This is a genomic window from Kineococcus sp. AC630 (assembly GCF_979255925.1).
The window spans coordinates 68824-93206 of the sequence record NZ_CEEDMJ010000021.1 but is presented as its reverse complement, the minus strand read 5'-3'; the positions used below and the strand labels follow the sequence as shown (position 1 = coordinate 93206).

21 protein-coding genes are annotated in these 24383 nt (G+C 72.3%); 11 read left to right on the top strand and 10 right to left on the bottom strand.

The window, feature by feature from the left end:
• Positions 1–104 precede the first annotated feature (104 nt).
• Positions 105–1079: a hypothetical protein gene (locus AC0I8G_RS20525; protein ID WP_471731586.1), complete on the bottom strand. Its 975-nt coding sequence runs from the start codon at positions 1077–1079 to the stop codon at positions 105–107.
• Between the two features lie 276 nt (positions 1080–1355).
• Here AC0I8G_RS20525 and AC0I8G_RS20520 point away from each other — a divergent pair, with 276 nt between their 5' ends.
• Positions 1356–1892: a hypothetical protein gene (locus tag AC0I8G_RS20520; RefSeq protein WP_471731585.1), complete on the top strand. Its 537-nt coding sequence runs from the start codon at positions 1356–1358 to the stop codon at positions 1890–1892.
• Between the two features lie 507 nt (positions 1893–2399).
• On the opposite strand, the gene AC0I8G_RS20515 is transcribed toward AC0I8G_RS20520, so the two are convergent.
• The 4 genes from AC0I8G_RS20515 to AC0I8G_RS20500 form a co-directional block, all read right to left on the bottom strand.
• Positions 2400–2552, bottom strand: a complete 153-nt coding sequence (locus AC0I8G_RS20515; protein WP_471731584.1) for a hypothetical protein — start codon at positions 2550–2552, stop codon at positions 2400–2402.
• Between the two features lie 485 nt (positions 2553–3037).
• Complete coding sequence (locus AC0I8G_RS20510) at positions 3038–3487, bottom strand: hypothetical protein (protein ID WP_471731583.1); 450 nt, start codon at positions 3485–3487, stop codon at positions 3038–3040.
• Between the two features lie 224 nt (positions 3488–3711).
• Positions 3712–4230, bottom strand: a complete 519-nt coding sequence (locus tag AC0I8G_RS20505) for a hypothetical protein (RefSeq protein ID WP_471731582.1) — start codon at positions 4228–4230, stop codon at positions 3712–3714.
• 375 nt (positions 4231–4605) lie between these two features.
• Positions 4606–6762 carry a GAF domain-containing hybrid sensor histidine kinase/response regulator gene (locus AC0I8G_RS20500; RefSeq protein ID WP_471731581.1) on the bottom strand — a complete coding sequence of 719 codons (2157 nt, stop codon included), beginning with the start codon at positions 6760–6762 and terminating at the stop codon, positions 4606–4608.
• Between the two features lie 113 nt (positions 6763–6875).
• On the opposite strand from AC0I8G_RS20500, the gene AC0I8G_RS20495 reads away from it, so the two are divergent.
• A complete protein-coding gene (locus AC0I8G_RS20495) occupies positions 6876–10052 on the top strand; it encodes an AfsR/SARP family transcriptional regulator (protein ID WP_471731580.1) in 3177 nt (1058 codons plus the stop codon).
• Positions 10053–10074: 22 nt separating this feature from the next.
• Here AC0I8G_RS20495 and AC0I8G_RS20490 read toward each other — a convergent pair whose 3' ends face one another.
• Positions 10075–10893, bottom strand: a complete 819-nt coding sequence (locus AC0I8G_RS20490) for an ABC transporter permease (protein ID WP_380259790.1) — start codon at positions 10891–10893, stop codon at positions 10075–10077.
• Positions 10890–11867, bottom strand: a complete 978-nt coding sequence (locus tag AC0I8G_RS20485) for an ATP-binding cassette domain-containing protein (RefSeq protein ID WP_471731579.1) — start codon at positions 11865–11867, stop codon at positions 10890–10892. The genes AC0I8G_RS20490 and AC0I8G_RS20485 overlap by 4 nt, the downstream gene beginning before the upstream one ends.
• 183 nt (positions 11868–12050) lie before the next feature.
• Here AC0I8G_RS20485 and AC0I8G_RS20480 point away from each other — a divergent pair, with 183 nt between their 5' ends.
• A complete protein-coding gene (locus AC0I8G_RS20480; protein WP_380161499.1) occupies positions 12051–12230 on the top strand; it encodes a hypothetical protein in 180 nt (59 codons plus the stop codon).
• A 37-nt stretch (positions 12231–12267) separates the two neighbouring features.
• Here AC0I8G_RS20480 and AC0I8G_RS20475 read toward each other — a convergent pair whose 3' ends face one another.
• Positions 12268–13209, bottom strand: a complete 942-nt coding sequence (locus AC0I8G_RS20475) for a LacI family DNA-binding transcriptional regulator (RefSeq protein ID WP_471731578.1) — start codon at positions 13207–13209, stop codon at positions 12268–12270.
• On the bottom strand, positions 13206–15245 hold the full coding sequence (locus AC0I8G_RS20470; RefSeq protein WP_471731577.1) for an aldo/keto reductase: 2040 nt from the start codon (positions 15243–15245) through the stop codon (positions 13206–13208). The genes AC0I8G_RS20475 and AC0I8G_RS20470 overlap by 4 nt, the downstream gene beginning before the upstream one ends.
• A gap of 90 nt (positions 15246–15335) precedes the next feature.
• Here AC0I8G_RS20470 and ilvD point away from each other — a divergent pair, with 90 nt between their 5' ends.
• From ilvD to ilvC, 4 genes are all read left to right on the top strand, one after another.
• The gene (gene ilvD / locus AC0I8G_RS20465; protein ID WP_380259786.1) at positions 15336–17027 is read left to right on the top strand and encodes a dihydroxy-acid dehydratase; all 1692 of its coding nucleotides are present in this window, start codon (positions 15336–15338) and stop codon (positions 17025–17027) included.
• 392 nt (positions 17028–17419) lie between these two features.
• A complete protein-coding gene (locus tag AC0I8G_RS20460) occupies positions 17420–19255 on the top strand; it encodes an acetolactate synthase large subunit (RefSeq protein ID WP_471731576.1) in 1836 nt (611 codons plus the stop codon).
• Complete coding sequence (gene ilvN, locus AC0I8G_RS20455) at positions 19255–19767, top strand: acetolactate synthase small subunit (RefSeq protein WP_328292151.1); 513 nt, start codon at positions 19255–19257, stop codon at positions 19765–19767. Before AC0I8G_RS20460 ends, ilvN begins: the two co-directional genes overlap by 1 nt.
• Before the next feature lie 50 nt (positions 19768–19817).
• On the top strand, positions 19818–20846 hold the full coding sequence (gene ilvC / locus AC0I8G_RS20450) for a ketol-acid reductoisomerase (RefSeq protein WP_380161502.1): 1029 nt from the start codon (positions 19818–19820) through the stop codon (positions 20844–20846).
• Positions 20847–20914: 68 nt separating this feature from the next.
• On the opposite strand, the gene AC0I8G_RS20445 is transcribed toward ilvC, so the two are convergent.
• The gene (locus AC0I8G_RS20445; RefSeq protein ID WP_471731575.1) at positions 20915–21736 is read right to left on the bottom strand and encodes an SGNH/GDSL hydrolase family protein; all 822 of its coding nucleotides are present in this window, start codon (positions 21734–21736) and stop codon (positions 20915–20917) included.
• Between AC0I8G_RS20445 and AC0I8G_RS20440 the strand changes: the two genes are divergently transcribed.
• From AC0I8G_RS20440 to AC0I8G_RS20425, 4 genes are all read left to right on the top strand, one after another.
• On the top strand, positions 21729–22022 hold the full coding sequence (locus AC0I8G_RS20440) for a hypothetical protein (RefSeq protein ID WP_471731574.1): 294 nt from the start codon (positions 21729–21731) through the stop codon (positions 22020–22022). The genes AC0I8G_RS20445 and AC0I8G_RS20440 overlap by 8 nt on opposite strands.
• Positions 22019–22252, top strand: a complete 234-nt coding sequence (locus AC0I8G_RS20435) for a hypothetical protein (RefSeq protein WP_328292148.1) — start codon at positions 22019–22021, stop codon at positions 22250–22252. Before AC0I8G_RS20440 ends, AC0I8G_RS20435 begins: the two co-directional genes overlap by 4 nt.
• A 1-nt stretch (position 22253) precedes the next feature.
• Positions 22254–23486, top strand: a complete 1233-nt coding sequence (locus tag AC0I8G_RS20430) for a cupin domain-containing protein (RefSeq protein ID WP_471731573.1) — start codon at positions 22254–22256, stop codon at positions 23484–23486.
• Between the two features lie 83 nt (positions 23487–23569).
• The gene (locus AC0I8G_RS20425) at positions 23570–24376 is read left to right on the top strand and encodes a sucrase ferredoxin (RefSeq protein ID WP_471731572.1); all 807 of its coding nucleotides are present in this window, start codon (positions 23570–23572) and stop codon (positions 24374–24376) included.
• Positions 24377–24383: the final 7 nt, after the last annotated feature.

The following is a 24383-nucleotide window of genomic DNA, read 5'->3' as shown; positions in this document are numbered from 1 at the left end:
CGCTCTGGCCAGGCGACAGCACGCACCCGGTAAGACCGCGCGACGTCTGCGGGATGACCGTGCGTTCTTCGGCGGTCCCCGCACCGCGGCGTGAGTCGCTGACGTCAGGTCACCGGCAGGATGTCCAGGCGCTGCTGCGCGGTGGCGCGGACCCGCGGGGTGCTGCCGGTGGTGGTGAGTCGCAGCAGCACTTCCCGAGAGGTGCTGGTCGAGGCCGCCTGCTGCTGAGCTTGGATGAGCCGTGCGTGGGCTCGAGCGCGCTGCTGCTCAGCCGGAGTCAGGGCCGGTGCCGGTGGCAGTGGGCCGAAGACCTCCGTGGTGATTGAGGGGGCCGCGAAGGTCGGGTTCTCGCGGTACCAGCGCAGCTCATCGGCCACATCGGGAAGGTCGATGCTCTCCGCCGCGGCAGCGTCGGGGTCCACCTGTGGCCACCGCTCCCGCAGCCAGCGCAGCAGCAGGGGCCGGTGGGTGCTGATCTTGGTCCAGTCGCGGTGGAGTTGGCGCACCAGACTTCGGCCTTGGGTCGGGGTGGCGCGGCTGATCAGGTACACGAGTGCCGCCAGGTCGGTGGGGGCGTAGCGGCGGATGCGCCCGGGAAGGTCTTCACCTGGGCCCCAGCTGTCGCCCTGCTGGCCGACGGGTCGTCGGGCGAGGTAGGCGAAGCGGTCGTGCACCGCCTCCCAGGCGCGTTCGTCTCCGACGACGACCAGGCACGTCAGTGCGTAGTCCTTCACGACGGTGTCGCGGCTGGCTAGCCCGTGGAGCAGGTCGGGGGTGGCGTGGGCGCCCTCCCGGCGGGCCAGGGCCACCAGGGCGGTGGTTCGTGCGTCTCGCCCACCGCGGTCTGCGCTGTGCCGGATGGCGTCGGTGTGACCGCGGCGGGGGAAGTCGCCGAGCGCGGCCAGGACGTGGGGGATCCGGGTCTTGGCGACCAGGGGAAGGGCTTGCAGGAGAACCTGTTCCCCGTGTTCGCCGTCGCTGACGGCGTCGAGGAGGGCGGCGTCCACGGTGGCGCCATGACGGGAGGTGAGGCGTTGGAGGAGGTCGTGTCCCTGCTGGGTGGGCGCGTTGCTGGTCATGTCCCGTTCCTCTGGTGTTCCTGGTCGCAGTACGCGCGACGGTAGCGGCGGGGCCGGACAGGTCCCCACGGTGCGGCGGGATGCCCATGAGGGTCGTACGTACGAGTCGCCCCGCCATCGCGGGCTTCCACCCGATCGCTGTGCCGTTGACCGCGCGGAAGGCGGGATGACCGTGCGGTCGGTTGTTCGTGGGCGCGATTCTGGATCATTCCTCCACCTCACGATGGCCAGGTGTGTCAGCCTGCGCCGGTGAACGATCGTGGATGCCCTCACGCGGTGGTCGTAGGACTGCTGGCCGGGGTCGCGCTCCTGTCCGCGGCGTGCTCGGGTGGTGGCGACGGCCACCCGCCGATGCAGCCGACGTCTACGGGGAGCAGTCTCGCCACGGAGTCGACCGGTCCGCGACTCAGTGATCACGCGGCGGAGATCGCTGAGTACGAGCAGGCGGCGCAGGCAGCGTTGCCCGCCCGCGAGGGTGCGCTGTTCAGCTCCTCCGGGATCGTCACCGGTGCGGACACGGCTGAGGGCTGGCAGGTACAGAGTCAGCGGAACAGCTCCTCCGGGCAGGACGCCGCGGTCGGGAGCCGGCAGGTGGAGCTGGTGTGCGCGGGTCGGGGGGAGGTTCGGGTCAGCGTCACCGTGCGGACGGTTGCAGGCGATGAGGTGAGCATCACCCCGGTCTCGACTACGTGTTCGGCGCAGGGGTCGACGTCGCAGGCTTCGTTTGAGGTGGGGGCTGATGATGGGGGCTTCGAGGTCGACGTGGTCCCGGCCGAGGATGCTGTCGCGGTCCTGGGGTATGTCGTCACCTGAAGGGTCGTCACCTGAAGGGCCGTCACCTGAAGGGCCGTCACCTGAAGGGCCGTCACCTGTGAAGCGTCACGGCTTTGATGCCGCTTCCTGATGAGTCAGGATGCGGCCTTCCAGAAGAACATCCCCAAAGAGACACCGACGGTCGTGGCACCCGGAGAAACGTTGGCGTCGCTTTCGAGCGTTCGACCCGGGACCTCCACGCGAATACTTACTGTTCCTGTGTCCAGAGACGAGAACTGCGCCTCACCCTTCGCGTCAGTCGAACGCGTAGTGGACTTGCTGCCCTGGTGGATGGTCACAGGCGTGTCAGGCAAGACCGCGTTTGGGCAGACCCGATTATCGGGCTCGCACACGGCCGCTGAAACCGAAACCGTCAGAGTCGTGGCCTCGGCCTGCGCAACGTGCTGATGCGCTGCCACTCCGAGCACCACTACTCCAGCTACTGTAACCAATCCAAAGATGCGCGCCCGCCGTCCGCGACGAGGTGCACGGTATTCCGGTTCGGATTCAGCAGCCAAAGTCAACACCCACGAGACGGCCGGCGGCGGCCAGGTTGACGGTGTGCGTTTTCCTGCCAACGCTGAAAAAGCTGGTCTGGGCTGCGGCCGCGGGGCGGTCCCGGCAGGTGTGCTTGCGGCCCAGGAGCAGGGTGGTCACCATGATGACCACTCCTCTACCGGTCCTGAACGACCGGTGGCGGCGCCGAGCGGGGGCCAGGAGGGCCAGACCAGAGAGGGCTGTGCGTGGAAGGTGGTTCATGATGAGAAGTCTGGCGAGATCTCGACCCTCACGCTGGCAGTTGACGGAATACCTCGACCGCGTCACGCATCGGCGGACGAGAGGCTGTTCGGCGTCTGAACCGATGAGCTTCTGGCCTACTGGAGTACGCCGTCTCTCCAGTAGCAGCGTCCGACTGATTGGGCTCGGCAACTCAGGTGCCGCTTCACTACACGTCGTACTGTCGCTAGGGCAGCTTCCCGGGACGGGCTTCTGGGGCGGCGCGCCCTACGGAAACCGTGAGAGCAACGGTGTGACCTCCAGCGGTAAGTTGCGTCCTTCTGGCGGGGCTACATGGCGGGCTGACCGCGTACTGAGCGCGGGATGACCGAGCGTTCTTCCTCGCGGTGTGAGCAGGCCTCGCCTGCTTAGCGGACAGCCCGGAGCGCCTCGGCCAGCTTCGTGGCATGTCCTCGGCCCAGGCCTGGCAGGGGTAGATCCCGGTGGGTGGCGGTGCGCACCCTGCTGTGCCACTGCCAGGCCCCGGCCACGTACACCTCTTGGACGTCGTTCCAGGCGATGTGCGTGCGGCTCCGCTGCCCCGACCCCTGGTTGATGGTGATGCCCTCGTGCGAGATGGTCGTGGTCACTTGACGGCGACGCGTTCGCCAGCTGATGACCGCTGCCAGGACCAGCAGCCCGATGGCCACAGTCATCAGCTGGCGGTCGTGCACCAGCACCGCGCCCAGCAGCAGCAAGGCTGCGAGCAGCAGGGATCCGACGAGGGCCGCGATCTTTGCGCGCGTCCCCACGCGCAGGGCGTACTCACCGTCGAGGCCGGTGAGGTCGGGCTGGGCGGGTGATGGGCGCGGACTCACTCGTCGGAGTCTGCCGCTTCGTCCTCGCCTGGTGGGGCCGGTCACTCGGGTGGAGTAGCCGGGCAGAGAAGGTGCGTTCGGAGCTGTCCAGCTGCGACAGCTGGGCACGATTAGGACACCGACCTTGCACGCGGTCATCGCCATAGTGATGTCCGGAGGTTGCCGGTGGGTCAGAAGCGCGCACAACGCGGGATGACCGCGCGTGCGTTCTGGCGGGGGTTGGCTCAGATGAGGGGCAGCACCCGCGAGGTGAGGTTGTCGAGGTCGGTCAGGGTGAGCTCGCTGCGGGTCTGCGGCAAGCCAGCCTGCGGCCAGGACAGGGTGATGCGGAGCAGTCCGTCGCGGGGCAGGTCGTCGATCCAGTAGGCGGCGTCTCGGGCCCACACCTGGTCGTCGTCGCTGGCGTGCAAGGCGCCGGTGGTGGTGGCGACGCCGCGGGTGCCGTTGACCTCCACGATGATCTGCGGCTCGGAGTAGGGGGTGTAGCCGTGTTGGCTGTTCTCCCGTTCGACGAAGGAGCCGGAGGGGTAGCGGCGCAGCGTGCCGGGGTTCCAGGCCGTGGCGTCTCGGATGTGTTCGCCGCTGGCGCGCAGGACCAGGGGTAGGTGCAGGCCGCTGGGGTGGGCGTAGACGCAGCGCAGGCCGGCGGTGATGCCGGGGGCTTGGGCCAGGATGAGGGGTCCGTGGGCGATGGAGCCCAGTTCGTGGGGTGGGAGCTGGGCGGGCCACTGGTGCTCGGTCACGGCTTCAGCATGGCTGCGATCGTCCTCGTCTCGCGTCGATTGCTGCTCGACCATCGCGGGATGACCGTGACGTCGGTGCAACAGGGCGACCCCCGTCGTGGGGGAAGACGTGGGTGCGCCGATCTGGTCGCCCGGGTGACCGTTTCGGTTCACCCACGGGTGACCTCATGTGGTGACAGCGGTGGGTGCGACGGCCAGGGCTGAACGCCCGGACATCGTCATGACCGCGACGTCCGTGACCGTGGAGTCGGGGCAGTGCGGGTGAGCCGCTGACGGCTCGGGGACCGGGGAGCATCCCCACCGGGACTGCTGGAAGCGTCACCGGTGTCTCCATGTGGAACTGTCCCCGATGCCCTACGACGTGACGGTCGGTGCTCAGGCGTTCTCACGCTGCTGTCCTTGCCCAGACGTCGCCAACTCCGCGAGCACCCGCCGGACGTCCGCGCCGCGGACCGGCTTGACCAGCACCCCGTCCATGCCGGCCGCGCGGCACGCGTCCGCGGACGCCTCGAGCGTGTCGGCGGTGAGCGCGAGGATCCGCTGGGCACCGGCCGGGCCTGGGAGCGCCCGGATCGCGGCAGCGGCCTCCAGCCCGGACAGCCGAGGCATCTGGAGGTCCAGCAGCACCAGGTCGAAGTCCCCGGCGGCGGCGGCGAGCACGGCCTCCTGACCGTCGTTCGCGGTCGTCACGTCGGCGCCCTCGGCGGCGAAGAGTCCGCGGGCGACCATCAGGTTGATCTCGTTGTCGTCGGCGACCAGCACCCGGGGGCGACCCTCCGGAGCGGGGTCGGGGACCGGGACCGGGGTCTCGACGGCGGCCGGGGCGGACGCGGAGGGTCGGGCCGGGGGCTCCTCGCAGACGTTCGCCGGTGCTCCCTCCGCCCGGGGCAGCTCGACCACCACGGTGAAGGTGGACCCGTGACCGGGGCGGCTGGTGACCTCGACGCGCCCGTCCATGAGCTCGACGATCTGCCGGCTCAGGGCCAGGCCGAGGCCGGTCCCGCCGTGCTGCTCGCCCGCGCTGCCCTGGGTGAAGGGCTGGAACAGCAGCCCCTGCTCCTCGACGGTCATCCCGGCCCCGGTGTCGCGGACGGCCACCTCCAGCCGCACGGTGTCGGAGCCGGTGAGCACGCTCGACACCTGGACGTCGACGTGCCCGGCGCCGGTGAACTTCACCGCGTTGCCGACCAGGTTCATCAGCACCTGCCGCGTCCGGCGGGGATCACCCAGCACGGTGTGCGGGGCCGATCCGGTCAGCCGCAGGTCCAGACCCTTGCGCCGGGCGACGGGCTCGAGGGCGGCGACGACCTCCGCGCCGACGTCGCCGGGCCGGAAGGGCTCGGCGGCCAGCACGACGGAGACCGTCTCGGCCTTGGACAGGTCGAGGACGTCGTTCAGCAGGGCCAGCAGGGCGTTGCCCGACGCGTGCGCCACCCGGACGTGGTCTTGCTGACGGGGGGTGAGGTCGTCCAGGGAGAGGATCTCCAGCATGCCGAGCACGCCGTTGAGGGGTGTGCGGATCTCGTGGCTGGCGGCGGCGAGGAACGCGGTCTTGGCCCGGGTCGCGGCCAGGGCCTGGTCGCGGGCCTCGGCGAGTGCCCGGGCCTGGGTGCGGGCCTTCGTGACGTCGGTCATCGCGATGACCGCCCCGAGGGGACGTCCGGTGGAGTCGTGCATGGCCCGGCCGTCGCAGCGCACGGTGACGGGGTCGCGGCCCGCCGGGGCGATGACGATCGCCTGGTGCTTCACCGCCCCGTCCACCAGGGCGCGGAAGAGCGGCACCTCGTCGTCGGGCAGCGGGGTGGTGCCGTCCTCGCGGAACAGGGAGTACGTCTGCGCCCAGTCGTCGGGCCGCAGGGTGGGGTCCTCCGGGATCCCGTGGAAGTCGCGGGCCGCGGGGTTGAACAGGGTGAGCCGGCCGTCCGCGTCGCAGGCGACGATCCCGGCATCGAGGGTCTCCAGGACGGCGGCCGTGAGCGCGCCGCGACGTTCGGCCACGTCCCGGGCCTGGCGGTAGCGGACGGCCTGATCGGCGGTCTCGCGGGCCAGTCGCGCCTGCTCGAAGATCGCGACCGCCTGGGCGGCGAGGTCGGTGAGGCCGTCGAGCTGGGCCGGGGAGAGGTCGCCGGGGCGCTCGTCGAAGACGCACAGCGACCCCAGGACCCGCCCGCCGGGCAGCACCAGGGGAGCGGAGGCGTAGAGGCCGACCGAGGCCAGCCGGCCGTCCACCCAGGGGTTGCCGGCGAACAGCGGTTCCCGGCCGGCGTCGGGCAGGTAGCGCAGCTGCGGGTGGCGTCGCGCGGCGGCGCACATCGAGTCCGACACCGGGGAGCGGCCCCCGGCGAAGCCCACCGCGCTGACCTGGTGCTGGAAGCAGTCGTCGAGCAGGTTGACCACCGCCGACGGCACGCCGGCGAGGGTGGCGGCGACCCGGGTCACCGCGCGCAGCTCCTCGGCCGGGGCGTGCTCGGGCAGGCCGTACTCCGTGAGCAGGTCGCCGTCCTCGGGGGCGGCGATCGACGAGATGTCCACGTCCGGTTCATCGGCGGTGGGGACCGAAAAGTTGAGAACTCGTTTCTAGAACACTCCCTCCTCCCCCCCGGGCGCCGCACGGTCTCCCGGTGGGGCGGTGGGAGGCTGAGCGCGTGCAGATCGAGCTCCTCGGCCCGGTGCGGGCCCGCCGCGACGACGGCTCCGAAGTCGTCGTCGCCGGGACGCGGTTGCGACGGCTGCTCGCCGAGCTCGCCCTGCGCGGCGGCCGACCGGTCCCGACGGGGCTGCTGGAGGACGCGCTCTGGGGCGAGGACGGCGCGACCGGACCGGGTGCGCTGCAGTCCCTGGTGTCCCGGTTGCGCCGCACGCTGGGGCCAGAGGTGGAGGTCACCGCCGGCCCGGCCGGTTACGCGTTGAGCGGTGTCGACGTCGACGTCCCCCTCGTCGAGGCCGGGTTCGCCGACGGCCGGCGGTTGCTGCGCGAGGGGTCCTGGGCCGCCGCCGCCCAGGTGCTGGACGCGGCCCTGGCCCGCTGGCGCGGGGAACCCGTCGAGATCGCCGGTTCTCCCGACGCCGTCCGCCTGGAGGACGCCCGTCTCGACGCCCTCGCCGACCGCTGCGAGGCGCGGTGGCGGGCCGGGGACCTCGACGGCCTCCCGGCCGACCTCGAGGAACTCGTGGCCGCGCACCCGCTGCGGGAGCGGTTCGCCGAACTGCGGGTGCGGGTCCTCGTGGCCGCCGGACGCACCGGCGAGGCGCTCGCCGCCTACGAGCAGACCCGACGGGTGCTGGCGGAGGAACTCGGCGCCGATCCCTCACCCGCGTTGCGGGAGGCGCACCTGGCCGCGCTGGCCGAACCCGCCACCGGACCGGCGCCGCATCGGACGGTGCGTTCGCTGACGTCGTTCGTCGGCCGCGACGGTGACCTGGAACGTCTGACCGGCCTGCTCGCGACCACGCAGTGCGTGACCGTGGTGGGACCCGGTGGCGCGGGCAAGACCCGGTTGGCCACCGAGGTCGCCCGGCACCTGGCCCGCACCTGGGCCGTCCACGAGGTCTCGCTCGCCCCTGTCGCCGAGGGCGAGGACGTCCAGGGGGCGGTCGTCAGCGCGGTCGGGGTCGGCGACGTCGCGCTGGAGACCCGGGCCATCCCGCGCGACGTGGCCGAACCGCTGCACCGCCTCCGCTCGGCCCTGAGCTCCGGGGCGACGGGTCGGCCCGTGCTCCTGGTGCTCGACAACTGCGAGCACGTCCTGGACGACACCGCCGTGCTGGTGGAGGACCTGCTGCGGCACTGCCCGGGCCTCAGCGTGCTGTGCACGAGCCGGGAGGCGCTCGGCGCGGAGGGGGAGGCCCTGCACCCCCTCGGTCCGCTGCCGACGGACGCGGCGGTGCGGTTGTTCACCGACCGCGCCGTCGCCGTCGACCCCGGGTTCGTCGTCGACGACGCCAACCGCGGGGTCGTCACCGACCTGGTCCGCCGTCTCGACGGGTTGCCGCTGGCGCTGGAACTGGCCGCGGCCCGCCTGCGCACCACGACGTTGACCGACCTCGACGCGCGGCTCTCCGACCGCTTCCGCGTCCTCGCCGGCGGTCGGCGCACCGCCGTGGCCCGCCACCGCACCCTGCGCGCCGTCGTGGACTGGAGCTGGGACCTCCTCGAGGAGGACGAACGCGTCCTGCTGCAGCGGCTCTCGGTCTTCGCGGGGCCCGTCGCCGTGGACGCGGCCGCGGCGGTCGCCCGCGACCTCGGCGACGAGCACGAGGTCGCCGATCTCCTCGCCTCGCTCACGGAGAAGTCGCTGCTGCAGCTGCGTCCGGGCCCGACCGTCCGCTACGCCCTGCTGGAGACCATCCGCGAGTACGGCGCCGAACGCCTCGCCGCCTCGGGGGACCTCGAGGACGTCCTCGAGGCGCACACCGCCTGGGCACTCGACCTCGTGGCGCGCGCGGGCCGCGGTCTGCGCAGCCGTGATCAGGTGGCGTGGTCGCAGCGGCTGGACGCGGAGGTCGACGACCTGCTCGCGGTGCTGCGCCAGCTCGTCGCCGCCGGACGCGGGGAGGACGCCGTCCGGCTCACCCTGCCGGTCGTCCTCTGGGCCGGTGCCCTCGGCCGGCAGAACCAGGCCCGCGAGTGGGTCCGCCTCGCCGCCTCCGTCCCCGCCCCGGCCGCGCCCGTCGAGGCGCTGGTCGTCGAGACGGCCGACCGGATGATGGGTGTCGTCGAGGCGGCCAGCAGCCCGGGTGAGGTCATGGCGGTGCTGGCCGTGCTGCGCGACAAGGTCGACGTCCTGCTCACCGCCGACGCGAACGTCTTCACCCGGCTGGTCGCGCTCGTCGTGGACCGCTTCGGGGGCTGGGACGGCGACCCCTTCCGCGACCTGTCCGCCACGGCCGAGCAGGACGCGGCCCTCGCCGCCCTCACCGCGGAACTGTCCGCCGCCGGTGAACCCTGGCTGGTGGCGACGTGCGAGTTGCTGCGCGCCTCGGCCGCGGAGAACTTCGGCGACGCCACGACGATGCTCGAGGCGGCGCAGCGGGCCGAGGCCGGGTTCCGCGCGGTCGGCGACCACTGGGGCCTGTCCGCGACGCTGCGGATGCTCGCCCAGGCGCAGGTGCATGGTGGTGACCTCGACGCCGCGGAGGCGCTCTACGTCGAGTCCCTCGACCTGGCTGCTGCGTTCGGCGGAGCCGACGACGAGGTCCTGGTGCGGACCCGGTTGGCCGAGGCCCACCAGCGTCAGGGGCGGTCCGCGGAGGCGGCCGCCGAACTCGCCCGCACCCGTGCCCTCACGGCCGGCAGTTCCGACCCCACCCGCACCTGGCTGGTCCTCTCCGAGGTCGTCACCGCGGTCCGGGAGGGACGGGTCGAGGACGCCCGCCGGCTCGCGGTCGAGCACGAGGCCGTTCTCTCGCAGCGGCCGCTGGGTGGCGCCTTCGGCCACGAGCGGGCCGCGCTGTCCGCGGCGATCTCCCGCGTCCACACGGCCGCCGGGGAACTGGCGCAGGCCCGCGCACGGCTGGTGGTGGCGCTCGAGGCGGCGCTGCAGACGCGGGACATGCCGATCATCGCCCTGGTCACCACGTCGGCCGCCCACTGGGCGCTCGCCGACGCGAACCCCCTCCGGGCGGCCCGGTGGCTCGGGATCGCCGCGGCGCTGCGGGGGTTCGACGACGCCACCGACCCGTCGGTGCTCGAGGTCCTGGCCGGAGCGCGCGACGCCACCGACGAGGCGTCGGTGGCGTCGGCGGTGGCGGGTGGACGGGCGCTGGACCGTTCCGCGGCCCTGCGGGAACTCGCTGCGGGGTTCGGGGTGCTCGGGCAGTGACGCGCGTTGCCCCGGTGGTTCCTCAGGCCCGGCGGTTGTAGGCCCGCAGGGCCAGCGGCACGAACACCGCGAGGAACACGGCGATCCAGCCGCCGGTCCAGGCGAGGTCCCCGGCGACCGGGCCACCGAGCATCAACCCGCGGACCACCCCCACGAGGTGGGTGATGGGGTTGACGTGCACGAAGTCCTGCAGCCAGCCCGGCATGGTGTCGGTGTTCACGAACACGTTGCTGCCGAAGCTCAACGGCATGACGAGCAGGAACATCAGACCCTGCACGGCGCCCGGGGTCCGGACCACCAGGCCGACGAACACCGAGATCCAGCCGAACGACAGGGCGAACAGCATCGAGACGCCGAGGGCGGCGAGCGTGGGCACGAGACCGGTCTGGACCCGGAAACCCATGACGTAGCTCGCGCTCATGATGACCGCGAAGAGGATGAGGTAGCGCACCACGTCGGCCAGCACCGCCCCCACGAGCGGGGCAGAGCGGGAGATCGGCAGTGACCGGAACCGGTCGAACACCCCCTTCTGGATGTCGCTGTTCAGGTTCTGCCCCAACGAGACCCCGGCCAGCGAGATCGACTGGGCGAGCAGGCCCGGCAGCAGGTACTGCAGGTAGGAACCCCGGTCACCTCCGCCGAGGGCGCCGCCGAAGATGTAGGTGAACATGAGCAGGAAGATGATCGGCTGGATCGTCACGTCGATCAGCGCCTCGGGGGTCCGGGCGGTCTTGATGAGGTTCCGGACGGCGAGCGCGCCGGCGTGGCGCAGACCGCGGAACGGACTGGGGGAGACCGTCTGGACGGCGGTGCGGGTGGGGCGTTCGAGAACGGTGCTCATGCTGCCACCTCCTTGTTCTGGGTGTTCTGGGTGTTCTGGGTGTTCTGGGTGTTCTGGGTGAGGGTCGAGAAGACCTCGTCGAGGGTCGGCAGGTGCAGCGACAGTTCGCTGACCGCGATGCCCCTCTCGGCGAGGCCGGTGACGGTGGCGGGCATGGCCCGCTCGTCGAGGACGGGTACGGAGAACCCGCCGCCCGGCAGCGACGTGGGTTCCTCGGACGAGAACCCCGAGAGCAGGTGGGCGACCGCCGGGCCGTCGGCGGGATCGGCCGGGGTGACGGTCAGGGTCCGGCTGCCGGCCTGCCGCTTCAACCCGAGCGGGGTGTCGTGGGCGATGACGCGACCGTGGTCGATGACGGAGATCTCGTCGGCGAGCTGGTCGGCCTCCTCGAGGTACTGCGTGGTCAGCAGGACCGTCGAACCGTCCCGCACCAGGGTCCGGACGACGTCCCACATGGCGTCGCGCTTGGCCGGGTCGAGGCCGGTGGTGGGTTCGTCGAGGAACACCACGGCCGGCCGGCCGACGAGGGAGGCGGCGAGGTCGAGGCGGCGGCGCATCCCGCCGGAGTACGTGCCGGCGGGGCGTCCGGCCGCCTCGGTGAGGTCGAACCACTCGAGCAGTTCGTCGGCGCGCCGGCGGGCGTCGCGGCGGGAGAGGTCGAGGAGGGTTCCGATGAGCTTGAGGTTCTGCAGACCGGTCAGGTCTTCGTCGACCGAGGCGTACTGACCGGTGAGCCCGATGGTGCGCCGGACGGCGGCGGCGTCGTGGACGACGTCGAAGCCGCCGATGCGGGCCACCCCGTCGTCGGGACGCAGCAGGGTGGCGAGGATGCGCACGGCCGTGGTCTTGCCGGCCCCGTTGGGGCCGAGGACGCCGAGCACCTTGCCCTCCGACACCCGCAGGCTGACCCCGTCGAGGGCCTGGGTGTCACCGAATCGTTTCCGCAGGCCGTCGGCCTCGATGGCGTAGTTCATGGTCGTACCGTCGCCCGCTCCGCTGGCGCGGCGCTGGCACGCGGCTGGCGTGACCTGGTGCGAGCTGGCGTGGGCCGGTGGTGGCGGGCGTCCGCCGGGACCCGCTACCCTTGGGACGTTTGCCTGCGTGAGTCACCCGGGGTCCGCCCGGCCACCCGCAGGCCTCGGGGGAGATCCAGCACTGTGACGGACAAGCTCACGCTCATGCAGATCAGCCACATGTACGACGTGGACGTCGCCGCCCTGCACGCCATGGTCGGCCGTCGCGCCCTGCCCGAGCCCACCTGGTCCGACGGCCGTCTCGGCTGGAGCGCCGCAGACGTCCGCGCCTCGCTGCAGAAGCTGGGCCTGCAGCGCGCCTGACCCCCCACGACACCTTGGGGGCCGCGCCGGCGGGCGGTCAGGTGGAGTCGCGCGCCACGAAGCGGTGCGGCACGACGCGGACGGCTTCGCCCGGTCCGTTCGTCGACAGTTCCACGACGAGGTCCAGCGCCGCGTGGGCGACCTCGGCGAGGTCGATGACCAGCGTCGACAACCGGGGCGTGACGAACTCCCCGACGGCGAGCCCGTCGACCCCGACGACCCGCACGTCGCGGGGTACGTCGAGACCTGCGACGCGGAGTTCCTGCAGGACGCGGAACCCGTCGAGGTCGTTGAAGGCGACCACCGCGTCGGGTTCACCGGCGGCGGCCAGGTCGGTCCAGGGGGTCAGGCGGTCGGCGACGACCGGTTCCACCCCGGCGGCGCGGAACGCGGCGACGAACGCCTCGCCGCGACGGGTGCGGCCGTGCGGGCCGAGACGGTCCAGCACCACGGGGTGCCGGGTCCCGCGGGCCAGCAGGTGCGCGACGGCCTCCTCCGAGGCCGTCGCCCGTTCGAACTCCACCCGCCCGTGGCGGGGGTGGAACCGCGGGGGGTCGATCTCCACCACAGGCAGGTTGGGTGCTCCCGTGACGGGGGTGTCGATGGCCAGACCGGTGAACCCGATGACGGCGTCCGCCCCGCCCGCGAGGTCGGCGATGCTGCCCTGCTCACCCATCACGACGTTCCAACCCCGGTCGGCGGCGAGCCGCAGCACCGTGGAGGCGAGTTCGCCGTAGTAGGGGTTCGTGAGGTCGCCGACGAGGAGGCCCAGGGTGCGGGCCGCGGGTTTCACCAGACCTCGTCCGAACCGGGACGGGTGGTAGTTCAGTTCCCGGGCCGCGTCGAGCACCCGTTGCCGGGTGGCCGGGTTGATCCCCGGCATGTCGTGCAGCGCCCGGGTGACCGTCTGCCGGGAGACCCCGGCGACGCGGGCCACGTCGACGATCGTCGTGGCCCGCGTCGTGTCCGGTGTTCTCACCCCTCCTGGAGGTCCAGCCAGGCCACCTGCTGCGCGTCGAGTTCGACCCCGAGGCCGGTCATCGAGGAACGGGCCTCGGCGATCGTGCGGGGGCCGAACAGGGCGAACGTCGGGAACGACTGCGCCAGGACGAAGGCCAGCGCGATCGCCGTCGCGGGGACCCCGAGTTCGGCGCCGAGCTTCTCGGCCCGGGCCTTGCGCTCGAAGTTCGCGTCGCTGTAGTAGCAGCGCACGAGTTCCGCGTCGCTCCGGTCGTTCACGTCCGCGCGGGCGAAGAACCCGCGGGCCTGCGACGACCACGGCAGCAGGGCGATGTTCCGCTCGGTCAGCCACTTCTTCGACTCGGGGTCGGTGACGTGCAGGCACCCGGCCCACGGCACGTCGTAGGCCTCGGCGAGGCCGAAGTGGTTGGACAGCACCGTGAACGGCTGCTTGCCGTTCGCCGCGGCGTAGGCGTTCGCCTCGTCGACGCGGGCGGGCGACCAGTTCGAACCGCCGTAGGCGCTGATGCGACCGGCCTTGGCGTGCTCGTCGAGGACGTCGACGAACTCACCGACGGGGATGTCGAGGTTGTCCCGGTGCATCATGTAGATGTCGGCGTGGTCGTGGCCCTGCCGCTCGAAGGACTCGAACAACTGCCGGGTCAGCGACTCCGGGTCGTTGTGCGGGGTGTGGCAGCCCTTGACGATGACGTTGACCTCGGACCGGATGCCGCGGTTGGTCAGCCACGTCCCGAACAGCTTCTCGTACTTGCCCATGCCGTAGAGCCACGCGGTGTCGAAGGTGTTCCCGCCGGCCTCCACGAACGCGTCGAAGATGGCCGACGCGTGCGCGAGGTCCGGCTGGTTGTCGCACCCCATGACGAGGCGGGAGACGGGGCGTTCCAGTCCCTCGACCTTCCCGTACTTCATGGCCGTGGGTTCGCGGCGCTGCAGCGGGAGACCCGAGACGGTGGGGATGTTCGCGGTGTCGGTCTCGAAGGGGTAGCGCAGCCCGATCGCGTCCCGCCAGCGGTTCAGCACGGCCGAGACCGCGAGGGTGTCGTCGAGGGTGAACACGGGGGCCTCGTCGGAGACGAGGGCCTGCGCCTCGCGGGCGTAGGCCTTGTTCTCGGGCAGTTCCGGGTCGAACTCGAAGGTCTCGGTCTCCTGGCCCGGCCGGGTCAGGACGACGCGGGTCTCGCCGCGGATCGTCCACGGGTCGGGGAGGTGGATCGTCCCGCCGGAGCCGTACACCGTGATCGTCTCGGGGTCGGAGAGCGCGACGCCCGTGCGCACGGACGCGGTGACGCCACCCGCGAAGGTGATCGAGGCGACGGCCCACTCGTCGACGCCGGTCTCGCCCACGGTGCCCTGGGCGGAGAACCCGGTGACGGCCGCCGGCCGGCCGAGCGCGGCCGCCGCGACGAGGTGCGCGGCCGAGACGGGGTAACCGCCGACGTCGAGGATCCCGCCGCCGGCGAGGTCGGCGTCGTAGAGGCGGCCGGTCTTCCCGCCGGTCGCGAAGGCGAAGCTCGCGTCGACGTGCTGGACGGTGCCGACGGCCCCGGACCGCACGAGGTCGAGGAGCTTCGCCGTCTGCGGGTGGTGGGCGTACATGTACGCCTCGAGGAAGTGCACGCCGCTGGCGCGGGCGGCGTCGACGATCGCCATGACCTGGCCGTTGTTGGGGGCGAGGGGCTTCTCGCAGAGCACGTGCTTGCCGGCGCGGACCGCGGCCAGGGCGAGCTGCGCGTGGGTGACGTGCACGGTGCTGACGTAGACGGCGTCGACGTCCTCGCGGGCCAGCACGGCGTCGTAGTCGCCGACGAAGGCGTCCGGGTTGAACTCCGCTGCGAAGGCCCGGGCGCGCTCGGCGCCGGCCGCGGTGGGGGAGGCGCCGACGGCGACGAGTTCGTGACCCGCCGCGGGGAGCTGGCCGGCGAAGCGCCGGGCGATGTTGCCCGGGCCGACGACGGCCCAGCGGGTGGGGGAGGTGGACGACACGGGAGGCGCTCCTTCGAGCCGGGGGGTGACGGTCGCATCGGGAACGGTCATCTCGTGAACGTTCACGACGCCGCCCACGGTAGCCATCCCGGTGGGGGCGGGTCAACGGTGGACCGTCAGCCGCGTGCCTAGACTCACCCCGTGACCGTCGACATCAAACCCCGCAGTCGCACCGTGACCGACGGCCTGGAGGCGACCGCTTCGCGCGGGATGCTGCGCGCCGTCGGGATGGGTGACGACGACTGGGTCAAACCCCAGATCGGGGTGGCCTCCAGCTGGAACGAGATCACCCCCTGCAACCTCCCCCTGGACCGCCTGGCCAAGGCCGTCAAGGACGGCGTGCACGCCGCCCAGGGCTATCCGTTGGAGTTCGGGACGATCTCCGTCTCCGACGGCATCTCGATGGGGCACGAGGGGATGCACTACTCCCTCGTCTCGCGCGAGGTCATCGCCGACTCCGTCGAGACCGTGATGAGCGCCGAGCGCCTCGACGGCTCCGTCCTGCTCGCCGGCTGCGACAAGTCGCTGCCCGGCATGCTGATGGCCGCCGCCCGCCTCGACCTCGCGAGCGTCTTCCTCTACGCCGGGACGATCCTCCCCGGCCGGGCCAAGCTCTCCGACGGCAGCGAGCACGAGGTCACCCTCATCGACGCCTTCGAGGCCGTCGGGGCGTGCGCCCGCGGGCTGATGTCGCGCGAGGACGTCGACACCATCGAACGCGCGATCTGCCCGGGTGAGGGTGCCTGCGGCGGGATGTACACCGCCAACACCATGGCCGCCGCGGCCGAGGCGCTCGGGATGTCGCTGCCCGGCAGCGCCGCCCCGCCCGCCACCGACCGCCGCCGCGACGGGTTCGCCCGCAAGTCCGGCCAGGCCGTCGTGAACCTGCTGTCCAAGGGGATCACCGCGCGCCAGATCCTCACCAAGGAGGCGTTCGAGAACGCCATCGCCGTCGTCATGGCCCTGGGCGGTTCCACCAACGCCGTCCTGCACCTGCTCGCGATCGCCTACGAGGCCGAGGTCGAGCTGACCCTGGACGACTTCGACCGGGTCGCGGCGAAGGTCCCGCACCTCGCCGACCTCAAGCCCTTCGGCCGCCACGTCATGGTCGACGTCGACCGCATCGGCGGCATCCCCGTCGTCATGCGCGCCCTGCTCGACGCCGGTCTGCTGCACGGGGAGTGCCTCACCGTCACGGGCAAGACGATGGCCGAGAACCTCGCCGACATCGCCCCGCCCGACGTCGACGGCGTCGTGCTCCGCGCCCTCGACAACCCGATCCACAAGACCGGGGGCATCACCATCCTCAAGGGCAACCTCGCCCCCCTCGGTGCCGTCGTGAAGAGCGCCGGGTTCGACTCCGACGTCTTCGAGGGCACCGCGCGCGTCTTCGAACGCGAGCGCGCGGCGCTGGACGCGCTCGAGGACGGCACGATCTCGGCCGGCGACGTCGTCGTCATCCGCTACGAAGGCCCCAAGGGTGGCCCCGGGATGCGCGAGATGCTCGCCATCACCGGCGCGATCAAGGGCGCCGGCCTCGGCAAGGACGTCCTGCTGATGACCGACGGCCGCTTCTCCGGCGGGACCACCGGCCTCTGCGTCGGCCACGTGGCCCCCGAGGCCGTCGACGCCGGCCCCATCGCCTTCGTGCGCGACGGCGACCGGATCCGCCTCGACGTCGCGGGCAAGACCCTCGAGGTCCTGGTCTCCGACGAGGAGCTCGAGGCCCGTCGCGAAGGCTGGGAGCCGCTGCCCCCCGTGTTCAAGCGCGGGGTGCTGGCCAAGTACGCCAAGCAGGTCCAGTCCGCCTCCCTCGGCGCCGTCTGCCTCTGACCTCAGGGTGCGGCCGGGTGGGATCGTTGCCTCCGCGGTGACGTCCTGCGGGATCGTTGCCTCCACGAAGGCGTCTAGTGACACCGTGGAGGCAACGATCCCCCCGCCGCGACCGCACGAGCCGGTAGACCGTCCAACTCGTGGACCACGTGTCCACGATGTGAGACGCAGCGATCCCGTGGCTGACATCTCCCCACGCAGGGGCTACCTTCGGCACATGCGGTTCCTCGTAGCCATCGGACAGCGCGCCGGCTGACCAGTTCGGCCGAGCGCGCGACCCCTCACACGCCTTCCCTGGCTGAGGGGTCTTTTTGCGTCCGGCGGACCGATCTGCCGGGCGTCCGGGACTGAACGACGACCGTGAACGGCACCGCCCGAGGAGGACACCAGAGATGCCAGAGCAGCTGCCACTGGACCCGAAGCTCCCCGTCGCCAAGCTCACCGGCGCGCAGAGCCTCATCCGTTCGCTCGAGGCGGTAGGGGTCGAGGTCGTCTTCGGTCTGCCCGGGGGCGCGATCCTGCCCGCCTACGACCCGCTGATGGACTCCCCGCACGTCCGGCACATCCTCGTCCGCCACGAGCAGGGCGCCGGCCACGCGGCCGAGGGGTACGCGGTCGCCACCGGCAAGGTCGGCGTCTGCATGGCGACTTCCGGCCCGGGAGCGACCAACCTCGTCACCCCGATCGCCGACGCGAACATGGACTCCGTCCCGATGGTCGCGATCACCGGGCAGGTCGCCGCCAAGGCCATCGGCACCGACGCGTTCCAGGAAGCCGACATCGCCGGCATCACCATCCCGATCACCAAGCACAACTACCTGGTGACCGATCCGGCCGACATCCCCCGCGTCATCGCCGAGGCCTTCCACCTCGCCGCCACCGGCCGGCCCGGCCCGGTCCTCGTCGACGTCGCCAAGTCCGCGCTGACCGCGACGACGTCCTTCGCCTGGCCCGAGACGATCGACCTGCCCGGCTACCGCCCGGTGACGCGGCCGCACGGCAAGCAGATCCGCGAGGCCGCCCGGCTCATCGCCGCGGCCGAGCGCCCCGTCCTCTACGTCGGCGGTGGCGTCATCAAGGCCGACGCCTCCGCGGAGCTCGCCGCGCTGGCCGACCTCACCGGCATCCCGGCGGTCACGACGCTGATGGCGCGCGGTGCGCTGCCCGACTCGCACCCGAACAACCTGGGCATGCCCGGGATGCACGGGACGGTCGCGGCCGTGACGGCGCTGCAGAAGTCCGACCTGCTCATCACCCTCGGCGCGCGCTTCGACGACCGCGTCACCGGCGACCTGCCGAGCTTCGCCCCGCACGCCAAGGTCATCCACGCCGACATCGACCCGGCCGAGATCGGCAAGAACCGCGCCGTCGACGTCCCGATCGTGGGCGACGCCCGGCTCGTCATCGCCGAGCTCACCACGGCCGTGGCCGCCGAGTTCGAGAACGGGCGCGCCGACCTCACGGCCTGGACCGAACTCACCCAGTCCTGGAAGACGACGTACCCGCTGGGCTACACCGAGTCCGACGACGGCACCCTCGCCCCGCAGCACGTCATCGCCCGGATCGGGGCCATCGCCGGTCCCGAGGCGATCTACGTCTCCGGGGTCGGGCAGCACCAGATGTGGTCGGCGCAGTTCGTCCAGTACGAGAACCCGCGCACGTGGCTGAACTCCGGCGGACTGGGCACCATGGGCTACGCCGTCCCCGCAGCGATGGGCGCCAAGGTCGGCAAGCCGGACACCGTGGTGTGGGCGATCGACGGCGACGGCTGCTTCCAGATGACCAACCAGGAACTGGCGACGTGCACCCTCAACGGCATCCCCGTGAAGGTCGCCATCATCAACAACTCCAGCCTGGGCATGGTCCGGCAGTGGCAGACGCTCTTCTACTCCGAGCGCTACTCCAACACCGACCTGAACTCCGGTGACCACCACGGCACCCACGCCGCGCCGGTCCCCGACTTCGTCAAGCTCGCCGAGGCCTACGGGTGCGTCGGTCTGCGCTGCGACAAGGCCGAGGACGTCGACGCGACCATCGAGAAGGCCATGGCGATCAACGACGTGCCCGTCGTCATCGACTTCCGCGTGCACCGCGACGCCATGGTCTGGCCGATGGTCGAGGCCGGCGTGAGCAACGACGCCATCCAGTACGCCCGCGGGGTGTCGCCCAAGTGGGACCGCGAGGAAGAGGGCGACAACGAGTCCGGCCCCGAGAAGGTGATCTCCTGATGTCCCAGCACACCCTGTCCGTCCTGGTCGAGAACCGACCCGGTGTCCTGATGCGCGTCACGTCGCTGTTCGCGCGCAGGAACTTCAACATCCACTCCCTCACGGTCGGACCGACCGAGCGCAGCGACATCTCCCGGATGACCATCGTCGTCGACGTGGAGTCGCAGCCGTTGGAGCAGGTGACGAAGCAGCTCAACAAGCTGATCAACGTCCTGAAGATCGTGGAGCTCGAGGACGGCGGTTCCGTCCAGCGCGAACTGCTGCTCGTGAAGGTCCGTGCCGACGCCTCGGCGCGCGGGGAGGTGCTCGACACCGTGGCGCTGTTCCGCGCCCACGTCGTCGACGTCGCCCCCGACGCCGTGACCGTCGAGGCCACCGGGAGCCCGGACAAGCTGGCCGCGCTGCTGCGCGTGCTGGAACCGTTCGGCATCCGCGAGCTGGTCCAGTCGGGGTCGGTCGCCCTCGCCCGCGGTGGACGCGCGATCTCCGACCGGGCGCTCCGCTCCGCCTGAACCCGAACACCCCCTGTACGACGAAGAAGATCCAGAGGAGAGAACCCCACGTGGCCGAGATGTTCTACGACGACGACGCCGACCTGTCCAAGATCACCGGGAAGAAGGTGGCGGTCCTGGGCTTCGGCAGCCAGGGCCACGCGCACGCGCTGTCGCTGCGCGACTCCGGCGTCGACGTCGTCGTCGGCCTCAAGGAGGGCTCGAAGAGCCGCGCCAAGGCGGAGGAGCAGGGCATGACCGTCCTGACCCCGTTCGAGGCCGCCAAGGCCGCCGACGTGATCATGGTCCTGGTGCCGGACCACCTGCAGCGCGGTCTCTACGCCGAGGCGATCGAGCCGAACCTCACCGCCGGCAAGGCGCTGTTCTTCAGCCACGGCTTCAACATCCGCTTCGGCTACATCAAGCCCCCGGCCGACGTCGACGTCGTCATGGTCGCCCCCAAGGGCCCGGGTCACCTCGTCCGTCGTGAGTACGTCGACGGCCGCGGCGTCCCCGTGATCGTCGCCGTCGAGCAGGACGCGACGGGTTCCGCGTGGGACCTCGGTCTCGCCTACGCCAAGGCGATCGGCGGCCTGCGCGCCGGCGGCATCAAGACCACGTTCACCGAGGAGACCGAGACCGACCTGTTCGGTGAGCAGGCCGTCCTCTGCGGTGGCATGTCCGCCCTCGTCCAGACCGGTTTCGAGGTCCTCACCGAGGCCGGCTACCAGCCCGAGGTCGCCTACTTCGAGTGCCTGCACGAGCTGAAGCTGATCGTCGACCTCATGTACGAGGGCGGCATCGCCAAGCAGCGCTGGTCGATCTCGGACACCGCCGAGTGGGGCGACTACGTCTCCGGCCCGCGCGTCATCGACGCCTCGGTCAAGGGCCGCATGCAGGACGTCCTCAAGGACATCCAGGACGGCACCTTCGCCCAGCGCTTCATCGACGACCAGGACGCCGGCGCACCGGAGTTCAAGAAGCTGCGCGCCGCCGCCGAGCAGCACCCCATCGAGGCCACCGGCCGTGAGCTGCGCAAGCTCATGTCCTGGGTGAAGTCGGACGACTCCGACTACGTCGAGGGTTCCGCCGCCCGCTGACGCACCCCGTCGTCACGAGGGCCCCGCACCACGGTGGTGCGGGGCCCTCGTGCGTCCGGGGTACCGGGTCAGCGTCCGGGACGCACGAAGCAGCGGATCTCCTGCAGGCGCGCGGCGATGGCCGCCTGTCCCGTGGCGCCGGGGTGGAAGCTGAGCACCGGGTCGCGCGGCACGATCGTGTTGATCCACGACGCCGCGGGATCGGCCTCGCAGGAGGAGTGCCCGGTGAAGGGGCGCACCAGGTCCACGTAGAGCCCCCCGACGGCGGCAGTGGCGGCGCTCGCCGCCGCGTTGAGCTGCAGGGTCGCGTTGTTGATCGCCGTCCGGGCCGCGGGCTGGATGACGTCGCAGCGCGGGGACGCGGCGCCGGTGGGGAAGAGCAGCGGGTAGCCCGTGACGACGAGGACGGCGTGCGGGGCCTTCGCGAGCACCGCACGGTAGGTCTGCTCCAGCGGGGTGATGCCCCCGGCGGGGGCCGTGGTCAGCGCCCGCAGGGCGGCCGCCGAACCCGCCAGCGCGGCCTGGCAGGAGGGTGCCCCCGGGACGGTCGCCACGGTGTTGCACGCCGTGGCCACGCTGCTGAACCCGGCGTCGTTGCCGCCGATGCTCAGGGTGACCGTCTTCGTGCGGGGGCCGAGGGCGTCGAGCTGCGAGCGTTCCCCCTTGAACCCCCGCACCAGGCTGACGGTGGTGGCGCCGCTGCAGGACGCGTTGACGTAGGCCTTGGCGTCGCCGCGCAGCAGACCCGTCCCGAAGACGGTGTGCCCGCTCAGGGCGGAGCGGTGGCAGCCGTCGGCGCCGCTGTCGCCGTAGACGTCGCTGACCCACGGCATCGCACCCGCTGCGGGCGCGCCCTCACCCGAGGCGTAGGAGTCGCCGAGGGTGGCCACCTTCGCCCCCGCCGGGTTCAGCTCGGGCGGTGGTGGCCCCTGGGCCGCCGCGCTCCCGGCACTGCCCACCACCAGCGCAGCCCCCACCACCGCCGCCGTGAGCGCGCTGGGGAACCTGGGCGAAATCCTGGACCTGGGCACGTGCGCCTCCGGCGGGCTCGTCGTCGAGTGGGTGGAGCAGGACGAGTCTGGCAGTCGGGCGCTCACCGTGCAGGCACATCGCGTCGCGTCCCCGGGAGGCTCGGAGGTGCCCCGCCGGGAGGTGGGTGCCAGGGTGGGCCCATGAGCAACCTCAGCGACGACGACATCACGACGACGACCTCCGCCTCGACCCCCGGGGGCGACGCGGACTCCGGCGACAGCGACGCCACCCAGGTGGACCCCTCGGGTTCCGACCCGGCCGGGGTGGACCCCGACGGCGGCGAGGGCGGGGACTCCGACTCCGGCGACTCCGACTCCACCCAGGTCGACCCGAGCGGCAGCGACCCGGCGGGCAGTGACCCCGCGGGATCCTGACGTGACGAGCGCCGGTCCGGCGTTGCGACGGTGCTTCGGGGAGGCCGCCGACCGCCTCGCCGAGGAGCACTGGAACGCCGCTCCGCTGCTCGTCCGGGCCGCCGACCGCGCGGCCGAGGGCGGGCGGGCCTCCGTGCACGACCTGCTCGCCCCCGCCGACGTGGACGAACTCCTCGGCCCGCGGGCGCTGCGGACCCCGTTCTTCTCCCTGGTGAAGAACGGCACGCCCCTGCCCCGCGCGAGCTACACCCGTCGCGCGGTGGCGGGCAACCAGCAGTTGTCGGACCTGCCGGACTCCGAGCGCATCGCCGCGGCCCACGCGGACGGGGCGACCATCGTCCTCCAGGCCCTGCACCGCACCTGGCCTGCGCTGCAGTCGTTCTGCTCCCAGCTCGCGGAGGACCTGGGGCACCAGTGCCAGGTCAACGTGTACGTGACCCCGCCGGGTGCGCAGGGTTTCAACCCCCACCACGACACCCACGACGTCGTGGTGCTCCAGGTGGACGGGCGCAAGCACTGGACGATCCACCCGCCCGCGGTGGAACTCCCGCTGAAGTCCCAGCCCTCCACCCGACTCGGCCCGGACCCCGTCGGCGGGCGGCCCGCCGTCATCGACACCGTCCTGGAACCCGGCGACGCCCTGTACCTGCCCCGCGGCTGGCTGCACTCGGCGCGCACGACCGAGGACCGGTCCATCCACCTGACGATCGGGGTGCTCGCCACGACCTGGGCCGACGTCCTCACCGACGCGGTGACCTCCGCCGGCGCCGGGGACGTGGCGCTGCGTCGTGCGCTGCCGCTGCCCGGAGCGCCGACCCCGGAGGACGTCAAGGAGTTTCGCGCCGCGGCGCAACGCTGGCTCGACACCCTGGACGAGGACGCGGTCGAACGTCTCGTCGCCCGGCGGCGGGCCGGTGCGGTGCCGCCGGAACCGGTCGGGGTCCTCGCCCAGGACGAGGCCGCCCGCACCCTGACCCCGGACCGCGCGGTGCGGGTCCGGCGTGGGGTGCGTCCCCGGTTGACCGGCCCGGGCGAGACCGTGGACCTCGTCCTCCCGGACCGGCGGATCACCTTCCCCGGTTGGCTCCGTCCCGCCCTGGACCACGTCCTGACGGCGGGCCGCACGTGCGCGGGCGACCTCGCCGCGGTCGGCCTCGACGTCGACGACGCCCTGGTCGTCGTGCGCCGTCTGCTGCGTGAGAACGTCCTGCTCCCCGCGGGGGGTCCGGCCTGAGCACGGAGGCCATCGCCCGCCGGTTCTCGTGCGCCGCGGCGGCGGAGGAGCGGGGCGACGCCCTGCTCGGCACCGCCACCGCGGTGCGCGGTTACCTTCTGGTCGAGGAACCCGGGGCCTGGGGCGCCGGGGCCGTGCCGGCGTCCCGGCTCGGGCCGGTGGTGACCGACGCCCTCCGCGGGACCGCGCAGGAACGCGGTCTGAAGCTCCTGCTGATCCGGCGCCCCTCCGCACGCGACCTCGACCCGGACGGCCCCCGTCGGCTCTTCCTCGTCGACGTCCGCCGCGGGCGGGCCCGCACCCTGACCCGCACGACCCCCCAGGCGGAGGTCGCCGCGGCCGCCGCCGCGACCGAGGGCTGGGAGCTCCACGACGAGCCGCTGCTCCTGGTCTGCACCCACGGTCGCAAGGACTGGTGCTGCGCGCTGCGGGGGCGCCCGGTCGTCGCGGCGCTCGCCGACCTCGATCCCGGTCCGGTGTGGGAGTGCTCCCACCTCGGCGGGGACCGCTTCGCCGCGACCGCTCTGTCGCTGCCGACGGGGGTCACGCACGGGCGGTTGTCCCCGGCGGACGCACCGGACCTGGTGGCGGCGCTGCGCACCGGTCGCGTCCTGCCGCACCGGTTGCGCGGTCGTTCCTGCGACCCCGGGGTGATCCAGGCCGCGGAGGCCCACGCCCGGCTGGAACTCGGGATCGACGTGCTCGAGGCGCTGCGCCCGCGGGCCGTCGTCGACGAGGAGGAGGGCCGCTGGCGCGTCGACCTCGAGCACGAGGGGCGTCCGCTGCGGGTGCACCTGCGGGTGGGATCAGCTGCGGCGCACCGGTTGACGTGCTCCGCCCCCGACGACCGGCACGCCCGGACGTGGGAGCTGGAGCACATCGACCGGTGAACCCGGT

Coding starts and splice junctions, on each gene's coding strand:
- AC0I8G_RS20525 (WP_471731586.1), bottom strand. CDS start 1,079: ATGACCAGCAACGCGCCCACCCAGCAGGGACACGACCTCCTCCAACGC.
- AC0I8G_RS20515 (WP_471731584.1), bottom strand. CDS start 2,552: ATGGTGACCACCCTGCTCCTGGGCCGCAAGCACACCTGCCGGGACCGC.
- AC0I8G_RS20490 (WP_380259790.1), bottom strand. CDS start 10,893: ATGAGCACCGTTCTCGAACGCCCCACCCGCACCGCCGTCCAGACGGTC.
- AC0I8G_RS20485 (WP_471731579.1), bottom strand. CDS start 11,867: ATGAACTACGCCATCGAGGCCGACGGCCTGCGGAAACGATTCGGTGAC.
- AC0I8G_RS20470 (WP_471731577.1), bottom strand. CDS start 15,245: ATGACCGTTCCCGATGCGACCGTCACCCCCCGGCTCGAAGGAGCGCCT.
- AC0I8G_RS20460 (WP_471731576.1), top strand. CDS start 17,420: ATGCCAGAGCAGCTGCCACTGGACCCGAAGCTCCCCGTCGCCAAGCTC.
- ilvN (WP_328292151.1), top strand. CDS start 19,255: ATGTCCCAGCACACCCTGTCCGTCCTGGTCGAGAACCGACCCGGTGTC.
- AC0I8G_RS20435 (WP_328292148.1), top strand. CDS start 22,019: ATGAGCAACCTCAGCGACGACGACATCACGACGACGACCTCCGCCTCG.